Here is a 9,555-nt window from a genome sequence, read left to right on the forward strand (position 1 = left end):
GCTGACCTCGCCGCTGCCAATGGTGGCGGGTCACCCATTTTAAGGACAAGCATCATGATCACGGTAGACACCTATCACAAGGACATCGATGTGCTGCGCTCCAAGGTCGGGACCTTGCAGAAGGACCTGTCGGACGTCATCGGCGCAGTGGGCGCGCTGACCGGACACGGGCTGGAAGACCTTCGCGAGGAGGCGGCAGCCGGAGCTGGCGCGCTTGGAGCGCAATCCCGGCAGGCGCGCGCGAGGGTCTATCGCGGGGCCGCCGACATCGAAGCGACGCTCGAGCACGCCATCCGCCAGCAACCGCTCCTCGCCGTCGCGATCGCGGCGGGCGGCATCGGACTTGTCGCATCGATGATGATGGCGCGGCGGCATTGAGGGCATATCCGGGCTGCGCGCCAAGCCTTGGGTGCACGGCCCGGAGCCCCGCGTCCGGATCGCGCGCCCCCATAGAGCAGGGCTCGCGCCCGACCCTACACCATCCTTTGCCGGACGGCTTTGAGGCCTGATGCGCGAGCCCTCTGTCGAGCTTCACCGATGCCCTGATCTTCATCCCCCACCGTCATTGGTCCAACGCCGGTGAAGAACCGTCGATCCGCATCTCCGCAGGACACTTTTGAGGCTAGACCGCCTGTGCCAGTTCCGCATTGACGACCATCAAGACTGACGTGCCCCCTTCCCCGTCTGATCCCCCTCATGGGGAGAGGCAACGGCATGGACGAGTTCGGCAGACAGATCGCGGCTGGCATGATGGGAAATATCGGCCAGTGAAAGCATGCCGACGAGGCGCTTCTTGTCATTGATCACCGGCAGGCGACGGATCTTCTTGTCCTCCATCAGATGGATCGCATCCTCGATGCTCTGATCGGTGCGGCAATAGACGATCCCTTTCGTCATCACGTCCCGCGCTTTCATCGTCCTGGGATCGGCCCCGTCGGGAAGCGCCCTCAGGGCAAGGTCGCGATCGGTGATCATCCCCACGAGCCGGTCATTCTCACCAACGGGGATGGAACCGATATCCTCCTTCCTCATGAGCGCAGCGACATCGCTGACGGGGGTCTCGGGCGCGACCCATGTCGCGCCCCTGTGCATGGCTTTCTCGATATTCATGGCCCGCTCCTTTGCTTACGGCATCGGGCCTTCTTGGCCGAAAGCGTGTCCCTCACGCATTGACGCGCATCAAGATACCCGGGCCGCGCTGGTGGGATGGTCGGTGCCGTTCAACCGCTCGGTCGAGGTTTGTCGTGAGCCCATTGCCCCTTCGCGCCGCCATCGCGGCTCTCCTCATCCTCGCGGTCGCGCCGTCGGGTCCAGCCCGGGCGCAGCAGGACCTTGCACGCCTGGGCGGCGACGTCTTTGTCTCCGGCACCTCGGTCACGCTCTCCACCCCGGCCGCAAGAGACGTCTTTGCCGCGGGGTTCTCGACCTCCCTTGCAACAGAGGTGGAGGGAGACCTCCATGCCGCGGGCTTCGATGTAAAGGTGGCCGGCGCCGTCGGCGCCGATCTCTATGCTGCGGGGTTTTCGGTCACCCTCGATGCGCCCGTCGCGTCTGACGTCACGGTGTCGGCAGGCAATCTGCGCCTCGAGGATCCGGCGATCGTCGGGGGCAATGCACGGCTTCTCGCAGGGACGGCGCGCCTCGACGCGCCCATTACCGGCAGCCTCAGGGCCAGCGTGGGCTCGCTCGAGCTCAACAGCATCGTCGGCGGCGATGTGGACCTCGCAGTCGGAAATGTCGCCTTCGGCCCCAATGCGCGGGTCGGCGGCACGCTCTCCTATCTCGCGTCCGAACCGATCGACATCCCCGCAAGCGTCGTGCCTCCCGAGCGCGTCCGGTTCACCCGCATAGAGCCCAACCCCGTCCTCCAGAGGATCGACGAGCATATGAGCGACCCCTTGCGCGGCTATTGGCCATCGCTCGCGATCATCCTCGGCGTCTTTGTCCTGACGATCGGCTTCCTGCTCCTCATCGCCGCCATCGCCCATGCCTTCGCACCGGCCACGACCGAAAGACTGCGCAACGCGGCGGTCGACCATCCCTTTCGCTGCATCCTCCTCGGAGGGCTCGGCCTCTCCATGCTGATCGGTCTCGTGCCGGTGAGCGCGATGACGCTGGTCGGCATCCTGCTGATCCCGATCGTGATCCTCTTCATCATCCTCGTCTGGACCGCCGGCTATCTGCTTGGGGTGCACGCCGTCTCATGGCGCGTGAGCAAGGCCTTTTCTCTCGCCCCCACGCGCCTTGCGGGACAGCTGGCCGTCCTTGCCATCGGCCTTGTGGTCTTTGCCGTGCTCAACTTCATCCCGGTCCTCGGCTGGCTCGCCAACCTCGTGGTGATCTTCCTCGGCCTCGGCGCAATGCTGCAGCGCGGCGCAACTCTCATTATCGACCGCCCTCGGAGGGCCGACATCGTCGTCTGAGGGCGGCTCTCGATAGAGGCATCGATCGAAGAAAAAGAAATGGCGCGCCCGAAAGGATTCGAACCTCTGACCCCCAGATTCGTAGTCTGACTCTACTCGTTGTAATTATTACCATCAGCTGCAAACTAGCTGTCTTTAGTCTCCTTATGTTTCAAGTCGTTATCGCCCCCATTGCAAACCAGAAGCGCTTACCTCGTCGGCAGGAGACGGGGCGCAAGAGCTCGGCGCACCGCTCCAATTAGGCCCTACAGGCTGACCACTGGACTACGGCCGGTAGAAGCTTCTCCTATTGGCATTTTGGCCAGCTGCGAAACCTCTTGATTGATCACTGTCGCGAGTAGGCCGCAATTCGCATAGCTCCTGCAAGTTGATGTTAACCCGCCTATGCACAAGATTTGTGCAGCGCAGCACAAGGCGGACGCGCAATGAATGACAACAACCTGTTCGAGACACTAACGAAGGCCGTTCCGGGTATCGTATGGATTTCGAACTCCCGCGGCTCGGTAGATTTTAACAACGAGCACTGGCAGAAGTTCACCGGTATGACCCTTGAGGCCGGGCTCGGGCACGGCTGGCTGAACGCTATTCATCCAGCGGATGTGGCTGCGTTTCACGCTCAGCTTCCACTGGACGGAGCGCGACAGCCCGAAATTCAGACGGAAATCCGAGTGCGCAGGCATGATGGAGTCTACCATCGCCATCTGCTCAGTGCACGTTATGTCGGGGGTGACAGATGGATTGGCTGCGCGATCGATGCGCATGAGTGGTTGATCAGCGAGGCGCGCGACGCTGCTCACAACAGGATTCTCGACCTTGTGCTGTTTGGCGCAGAACTCGAGGAGGTGCTCGTAGAACTATGTCGCGCGGCAGAAAAGCAACTTTCGGGCGCCACCTGCAGCATCTTGCTCGTCCATCAGGACGGCGAGAACTTTTCTACTGGCATCGCGCCGAAATTTCCCAAGGATACCTATAGAGATATTGCATCAGTCCGCATCGACGCACGAGCTGGGTCTTGTGGCACGGCCGTCTATGAAAAGCGCGATGTCATCAGCTCTGACATTTCAACCGATCCTCTCTGGGAGGGATGGCGCGAGCCCATGTTGGCACTCGGTTACAGCGCCTGCTGGTCGAAACCAGTTTTTGACTCAAAAGGCAGAGTCATTGCGTCATTTGGCTTCTACTTCCCTGCTCCGCGTGAGCCGTCGTCAGCCGAAACGCGAGAGATGGACCGGCTGCGCAGGTTAGCTGCGGTAACCATCGAGCGCGCTCGCATGCTCGAAGCGCTACGCGAAAGTGAGGAGCATTACCGCTATACCGTCGAGCTCAACCCGCAAATTCCCTGGACCGCAGATGCGCAAGGCAAGGTCCTGACAGTGTCGGGACGGTGGACTGAGGCGACGGGGATAACCCATGAAGACGCCTTGGGCGATGGATGGCTGACGGGACTGCATCCCGATGATGTCGAACCGACGACGGTGAAGTGGCAACAGTCAATAGTGTCAGGATGTCCTTTGGACGCATCCTATCGTATCCGCCTCAAGGACGGATCCTATCGTTGGGTTAGAGCCCGGGCCTTTGCTCGGGCAAACGAAGATGGCCGAGTCCTACGGTGGTATGGAGCGGTAGACGACATCCATGAACGTCAAGTCGCCGAGGAAAGACTGAGGCGCCAGGCTTTCCAAGATGATCTCACGGGCCTCCCAAATCGACGGCAGTTCGTGAACGACCTCCGTGCAGCGTTGGCGAGTTCATCGGAACCGCTAGGCTTAATGGTCCTCGATATGGACGACTTCAAGCTCATTAACGATCGCCACGGTCACCTGACGGGAGATGCCGTCTTGCGGCTGTTTGGCCGACACCTGTTGTCAATCACTGAGCCAGGCGAGCACGTATTCAGGTTAGGGGGCGATGAGTTCGCTATCATCTCCAGAGTCATCTTCAGCGACGAGTGCCTTCTGACACGAGCGCGCGAAATTGAGGCGCTACTTGAGGCCCGCATGAAGCGCAACAAGAAGGCTAGGACGAGCAGGGCGAGCATCGGGTGCGCGCTGGGCGGACCAGATGAATTCGCTGACGAAGTGTTTAAGCGCGCCGATCTAGCTCTCTATGCGGCGAAGTCTACGGCGAAAGGATCGATCAAGCTATTCGATCCCAAGATCCGCAGTCTGACGGCCCGGCGATCCGAAGAGTTCGAGCTGGCGCGGACGGCATTGCGTGAAGGGTGGATCGAGCCCTTTTTCCAACCGATCGTGTCCCTGAGCACTTTTGCCCCCCGGGGCTGGGAAGCGCTGCTCCGAATCCGTCACCCCGAAAAAGGCCTTCTTTCGCCAATTGCAGTGCGCTCAGCGCTCGACGATCCGCGTCTGAGTGACGCGATCGGTTTGCGCATGGTTGAACTGGTCGTCGATCAGATGGCCAGGTGGAGTGCCGCCCATGTGCCCTTCGGGCAATGCTCGATCAACTTGGCTACTGAAAACATCGTCAGCCGCGATTTTGGCGACCGGCTCATCACCTTACTCGATCATCACAAGCTCGAAAGGCGGTGCGTCAAGCTTGAGATAACTGAGCGGGTCCTGCTCGACGAGCTTGAGGACGTTATCTGTCAGCGCCTTGACGACCTCAGAATGCAAGGGGTTTCGATTTCGCTCGATGATTTCGGGACAGGCTATGCATCACTCGTCCATTTGCAGACCCTTCCCGTGGACGAAATGAAGATCGACAGATCGTTCATATCTGGCATGCGAAGCGGACCAAAAGGGCGGGAGATCGTGCGTGCCATGATCGGGCTAGCTAAGACCATGGGCCTTGCAACGGTTGCCGAAGGTGTCGAGACACCGGCGGAAGCAGCACTGCTGGCATCATGGGGATGCGAATTCGGTCAAGGTTATCTCTTCGGCCGACCGATGAATGCTGACGAGGTGCCGGCCCACTTGGCGGAGGCCAGATGGCGGCGCGCCAACGTTTAGCAGCTCTGTCGCAATCAGGGGAGAGCGTTTCGCCATGTGTATAGGGCAGCGGGCTCCGAATTATCAGCGGATGAGATTTGAGACCTAATGAACAGCTTCCCCAGCTACGAGGACGAAAGAATCGCTGCAGTCAGGCGGCATGGGTTGCTCGATGCGGCATCCGATCGGGACCTTGACCGAATAGTCCAACTTGCACAGACCATTCTTGGTTCTGAGTCTGCGGCCATTTCGCTCCTCGACCGAGACAGGCAGTTCTTTATTTCGCGGCGGGGAATAGCAGACTCGCACACCCCAAGGGAAACGTCCTTTTGCACCCACACCATTCAGTCGCCTCAACCCATGGTGATACCCGACGCTGAATTAGATCCCCGCTTTTCCAACAACCCTTTCGTGTTAAGCTCACCGAAGGTTCGGTTTTATGCTGGCGTCCCCTTGGCCGACGCCGACGACTATGCTCTTGGAGCCTTGTGTGTGTTCGACTCCACCCCGAGATCGATCACGGCGGAGCAGCTGGCGAGTCTTGAAAATCTGGCGGCTTTGGCCATTCAGCATCTGGAATTGCGCAAACAGGCTTCGATTGATGCCCTTACTGGCACGCTGAACCGTGCGACTATCCTGCGGGTTGCCAAACAGGAAATCGAGGATGCCGAACGTCTGCGGACAGACCTGGCAGTGTTGATGGTGGACCTCGACCACTTCAAGATCATCAACGATAAATATGGGCATGGGGTCGGAGATGCTGTTCTGGCGAAGGTGGGCAATATCCTGGACACAGCTGTCCGCAAGTCGGACTATGTCGGCCGATACGGCGGGGAGGAGTTCTGTGTCATCCTGCCAGGCGTGACGTCAGATTTGGCGCTCTCCATAGCGACTCGGATACGTGTCGCGATTGAGAAGGCCGTCATCCAGGCTGAGAAGAGCGCGCTTACTGTTACAGCCAGCATAGGAATTGCGATGCTGCATGAGCGGGACAAGGGCGCGACACCGCTGCTGCTGGCAGCAGACCAGGCGCTCTATGCCGCTAAGGGACAAGGGCGTAACTGCGTCGTGTTTGCTGGCAAAAACTAGATACAACGACATTTGCTCGCACGAGCGGGTTGGGTGAGCAAGCTGAACCCGTTGACACTGCTGCTAACCACTGCCCTTCCGCCAAACTATTCTGCTCCACGAAGAGTGAAAGTGTTAGCCATGTCGTTGAAATCGCTGATCGTGCTGATCGTGGCCCTGGTGCTGGGAACGGCGATGCTGGTGCTGGGCGTGTTCTTCCAGCGCGGGCTTCAGGATTATGGCACGGCGACTGCGGTGCGGGCGGTCGAGGTGCGCGCGCAGGCGCTCGGCACCTTCCTCTCGCGCGCGCTCTATGAAGAGTGGCGGGATGTCGAGCTGACGGCGGGCCAGATCGCGATCAATGAGGATCCCGAGGCCCTGCAGGTCCGGTTCGACGCGCTTGCCGATGACGAGGGCAAGGTCTCCTGGATAGGCGTGGCGCGCGCCGATGGCACGGTGGTCTCGGCGCGGGACGGCCTGCTCGTGGGGCAGAATGTGGCACAGCGCCCCTGGTTTCAGGCGGGGCTCCAAGGTCCCTTCGCAGGCGATGTGCACGAGGCGGTGCTGCTTGCGCAATTGCTCGGCAACGATGGTGGAGAGCCCCTGCGCTTCGTCGATTTTTCGGCCCCGATCCTGGGCCCGGGCGGACAGATGACTGGCGTGCTCGGGGCGCATGTCGACTGGCGCTGGGTGCGCTCGCTGGTGACCGAGGCGGCGGCGGAGCTCGAGCTCGACGCCTTCATCGTCAACAGCGCTGGCACCATCATCCTCGCGACCGATTCGATCAGCGATGCGACCGGACAGCTCTCCGTGTTCCGCGCCGCCACCCTCGGGGTCGACGGCACCTATAGCGAGACATGGCCGGACGGGCAGAGTTATTTCAGCCGCATCGTGCCGCAGTTCGGCTACGAGACGCTGCCCGATTTCGGCTGGCGGCTCGTCGCGCGGATCGATCCCGATTTCGTATTCGGTGCGCAGCGGCAGTTCATGTCGACCATGGCGCTCGGCGCCGTGCTCGCCTATCTGGTGGCCATCCTCGCCTTTGCGCTCGTCCTCATCTCGCTGCTGCGCCCCCTCGGCACGCTCGCCGACATGCTCCTCAAGCTCGCCAAGGGCGAACCTGTCGGCTACGTGCGCGAGCACACGCGCTTCCGCGAGGTCAACACGCTGAGCGAAGCGGTGGTGCGCCTGCAATCGGGCCCCGGCGAGGGGGCCTCCCGCTAGCTCACCTGATGGTGCCTGCGATGACGCGCCGGATGAGGCCGGCGCCGAGGCTCGCGGCCGCCACGACACCCNTGGCCATCCTCGCCTTTGCGCTCGTCCTCATCTCGCTGCTGCGCCCCCTCGGCACGCTCGCCGACATGCTCCTCAAGCTCGCCAAGGGCGAACCTGTCGGCTACGTGCGCGAGCACACGCGCTTCCGCGAGGTCAACACGCTGAGCGAAGCGGTGGTGCGCCTGCAATCGGGCCCCGGCGAGGGGGCCTCCCGCTAGCTCACCTGATGGTGCCTGCGATGACGCGCCGGATGAGGCCGGCGCCGAGGCTCGCGGCCGCCACGACACCCGTGCCTGGAGCGCCCGCCTTGGTGTGAAGCTTGCCGATCAGGCGCTCGCGGGCTTCAAAGCCGAGATCGAGCCGCGCATCGAGCGTTGCGCCCACGACCTGGGTCACTTCGGCCTCGACCGNAGCACACGCGCTTCCGCGAGGTCAACACGCTGAGCGAAGCGGTGGTGCGCCTGCAATCGGGCCCCGGCGAGGGGGCCTCCCGCTAGCTCACCTGATGGTGCCTGCGATGACGCGCCGGATGAGGCCGGCGCCGAGGCTCGCGGCCGCCACGACACCCGTGCCTGGAGCGCCCGCCTTGGTGTGAAGCTTGCCGATCAGGCGCTCGCGGGCTTCAAAGCCGAGATCGAGCCGCGCATCGAGCGTTGCGCCCACGACCTGGGTCACTTCGGCCTCGACCGGGCCGATCTCGGGCACGATCGCCGTGAAGACCGTGCCGGGGGCCAGGTCGAGCCCGCGCAGGCGCAGCGCTTCCTGATGGACGTCGACGAGCCAGGCCTGGCGCTCGCCCGAGGGCAGCAGAACGCGGATTTGCTCAGGGTTGGAGCGCAGGATCGAGGCGGTGCGCGGCAGGTCGATGCAGACGAGGATCGTTCCGGCGAGGACGACGAGGTTGTAGAGCGTCCAGAAGAGGATNTCGGGCACGATCGCCGTGAAGACCGTGCCGGGGGCCAGGTCGAGCCCGCGCAGGCGCAGCGCTTCCTGATGGACGTCGACGAGCCAGGCCTGGCGCTCGCCCGAGGGCAGCAGAACGCGGATTTGCTCAGGGTTGGAGCGCAGGATCGAGGCGGTGCGCGGCAGGTCGATGCAGACGAGGATCGTTCCGGCGAGGACGACGAGGTTGTAGAGCGTCCAGAAGAGGATCACCGCCTTGCCTTCGCCCGCATAGGCGTCGAACGCATAGTCGGACAAAAGCCCAATCACGAGCCCGAACAGCGTCAGCACGAAGAGGACGAGGAACCGCCGCAGGATCGACCAGTGGACGGTGACGCGGTTGCGCTCGCCCCCCTTCATCGTGACCTTGAAGGCATGCCCGTGCGGCCTCAGCCAGCCGATGACGGCAGCCCGCGAGATCTCCCAGGCGCCNAGGATCACCGCCTTGCCTTCGCCCGCATAGGCGTCGAACGCATAGTCGGACAAAAGCCCAATCACGAGCCCGAACAGCGTCAGCACGAAGAGGACGAGGAACCGCCGCAGGATCGACCAGTGGACGGTGACGCGGTTGCGCTCGCCCCCCTTCATCGTGACCTTGAAGGCATGCCCGTGCGGCCTCAGCCAGCCGATGACGGCAGCCCGCGAGATCTCCCAGGCGCCCACGAGCTGGCTGATGTCGTTGATGAGCGGCACGAACATGCCGCGCGACACGAAGTTCATGTAGAGCATCGAGGCAAGGTAATAGGGGATAAAATGGGCGAGGATGCCGTTGATGTCGGCATCGACCACGATGACCCCGAAATACCAGTAGAGCAGGGGATAGACGATGCAGGAAAGCCGGAAGGCGAACGCCGTCAGCCAGTAGAGCCAGGAATCCAGCACGCCCCAACGGTCGCGTAGCC

Annotated in this window: 7 protein-coding genes; 5 read left to right on the top strand and 2 right to left on the bottom strand. The window is 62.2% G+C overall.

From position 1 onward, the window contains the following. Window positions 1-54: 54 nt before the first annotated feature. The gene (locus tag EMQ25_RS11300; protein WP_127188672.1) at window positions 55-378 is read left to right on the top strand and encodes an ElaB/YgaM/YqjD family protein; all 324 of its coding nucleotides are present in this window, start codon (window positions 55-57) and stop codon (window positions 376-378) included. A gap of 279 nt (window positions 379-657) precedes the next feature. Here the strand turns inward: EMQ25_RS11300 and EMQ25_RS11305 are convergent, their stop codons facing one another. Further along, window positions 658-1,110 carry a CBS domain-containing protein gene (locus tag EMQ25_RS11305; protein ID WP_127188673.1) on the bottom strand — a complete coding sequence of 151 codons (453 nt, stop codon included), beginning with the start codon at window positions 1,108-1,110 and terminating at the stop codon, window positions 658-660. 134 nt (window positions 1,111-1,244) lie between these two features. Here EMQ25_RS11305 and EMQ25_RS11310 point away from each other — a divergent pair, with 134 nt between their 5' ends. From EMQ25_RS11310 to EMQ25_RS11325, 4 genes are all read left to right on the top strand, one after another. Continuing rightward, window positions 1,245-2,423: a DUF8173 domain-containing protein gene (locus EMQ25_RS11310; RefSeq protein WP_127188674.1), complete on the top strand. Its 1,179-nt coding sequence runs from the start codon at window positions 1,245-1,247 to the stop codon at window positions 2,421-2,423. 425 nt (window positions 2,424-2,848) lie between these two features. Then, complete coding sequence (locus tag EMQ25_RS11315) at window positions 2,849-5,389, top strand: EAL domain-containing protein (RefSeq protein ID WP_127188675.1); 2,541 nt, start codon at window positions 2,849-2,851, stop codon at window positions 5,387-5,389. Between the two features lie 87 nt (window positions 5,390-5,476). After that, window positions 5,477-6,457 (top strand): sensor domain-containing diguanylate cyclase, encoded by a 981-nt coding sequence (locus EMQ25_RS11320; protein ID WP_127188676.1) that lies wholly within the window; start codon window positions 5,477-5,479, stop codon window positions 6,455-6,457. Between the two features lie 120 nt (window positions 6,458-6,577). Beyond that, entirely contained in the window at window positions 6,578-7,660 is a 1,083-nt protein-coding gene (locus tag EMQ25_RS11325) for a cache domain-containing protein (RefSeq protein ID WP_127188677.1), read from the top strand. Window positions 7,661-7,930: 270 nt separating this feature from the next. Here the strand turns inward: EMQ25_RS11325 and EMQ25_RS18075 are convergent, their stop codons facing one another. Then, window positions 7,931-8,107 carry a hypothetical protein gene (locus tag EMQ25_RS18075; RefSeq protein WP_158626057.1) on the bottom strand — a complete coding sequence of 59 codons (177 nt, stop codon included), beginning with the start codon at window positions 8,105-8,107 and terminating at the stop codon, window positions 7,931-7,933. Window positions 8,108-9,555: the final 1,448 nt, after the last annotated feature.

Origin of the sequence: Arsenicitalea aurantiaca (assembly GCF_003994485.1) — a bacterium.
Classification (GTDB): domain Bacteria; phylum Pseudomonadota; class Alphaproteobacteria; order Rhizobiales; family Devosiaceae; genus Arsenicitalea; species Arsenicitalea aurantiaca.

Excerpts from the sequence above, each read along its gene's own strand:
- EMQ25_RS11320 (WP_127188676.1), top strand. The coding sequence starts at position 5,477 with ATGAACAGCTTCCCCAGCTACGAGGACGAAAGAATCGCTGCAGTCAGG.
- EMQ25_RS11305 (WP_127188673.1), bottom strand. The coding sequence starts at position 1,110 with ATGAATATCGAGAAAGCCATGCACAGGGGCGCGACATGGGTCGCGCCC.
- EMQ25_RS11315 (WP_127188675.1), top strand. The coding sequence starts at position 2,849 with ATGAATGACAACAACCTGTTCGAGACACTAACGAAGGCCGTTCCGGGT.
- EMQ25_RS11300 (WP_127188672.1), top strand. The coding sequence starts at position 55 with ATGATCACGGTAGACACCTATCACAAGGACATCGATGTGCTGCGCTCC.
- EMQ25_RS11325 (WP_127188677.1), top strand. The coding sequence starts at position 6,578 with ATGTCGTTGAAATCGCTGATCGTGCTGATCGTGGCCCTGGTGCTGGGA.